Source organism: Amycolatopsis thailandensis (genome assembly GCF_002234405.1).
Taxonomy (GTDB): Bacteria; Actinomycetota; Actinomycetes; order Mycobacteriales; family Pseudonocardiaceae; genus Amycolatopsis; species Amycolatopsis thailandensis.
Genome location: NZ_NMQT01000365.1, coordinates 1 through 836, shown reverse-complemented (window position 1 = coordinate 836; position 836 = coordinate 1). Strand labels below are relative to the sequence as shown.

The 836-nt window shown below is 70.0% G+C and carries 1 protein-coding gene; it reads left to right on the top strand.

What is annotated here, in order from left to right:
• A partial coding sequence (rpsI, locus tag CFP71_RS42920) for a 30S ribosomal protein S9 (RefSeq protein WP_244200058.1) occupies positions 1 to 496 on the top strand: 496 nt, incomplete at its 5' end.
• Positions 497 to 836: the final 340 nt, after the last annotated feature.

The window sequence follows — 836 nt, the reverse complement described above, 5'->3', positions numbered from 1 at the left end:
CACCGAGGAGACCGCGACCGAGGCCGTCGCGACCACGGAGACCGCTCCGGTCGGCGACGCCGTCGCGACCAGCGAGACCCCCGCCGCCCCGCGCCCGTCGCGTGCCGCCGGTGGCAACGCCCAGACCGTCGGCCGCCGCAAGGAAGCCGTCGTCCGGGTCCGCGTGGTTCCCGGTACCGGTGAGTTCAAGCTCAACGGCCGCACGCTCGAAGAGTACTTCCCGAACAAGGTGCACCAGCAGCTCATCCGTGAGCCGCTGGTGACGGTCGACAAGCCCGACTCGTTCGACATCTTCGCCAACCTGCACGGTGGCGGGATCTCGGGCCAGGCCGGCGCGCTCCGTCTCGCGATCGCCCGTGCGCTCGTCGAGGTCGACGCCGACGACCGCCCGGCCCTGAAGAAGGCCGGCTTCCTGACCCGTGACGCCCGCGCCACGGAGCGGAAGAAGTACGGCCTCAAGAAGGCCCGTAAGGCTCCGCAGTACAGCAAGCGCTGATCGCGCCTCTGGCGCAACCCGCGGAAGCGCCCATCCGTCTTTCGGATGGGCGCTTCCGTGTTTTCAGGGTCCTTCGGGTCCCGCTCGCCCCCAGTCACACCCGTCACACCCGCCCCATGCGCCCCACCCGTGTCGCGTTTAGCCCGCTAAAGTCGCGCGCGTCGCGTTTAGCCCGCTAAAGGCGAAGCCGGGGGCGCGGGGAGGAAGGCCGGGGGACTGGCTAGGTTGTCGTGGTGGTTTTCCAAGGAGGTCGACAGATGGCTCGCCTATTCGGTACCGACGGCGTACGTGGCCTCGCCAACGAGGAGCTGACCCCGGAGCTGGCGCTCTCGCTCGCCGC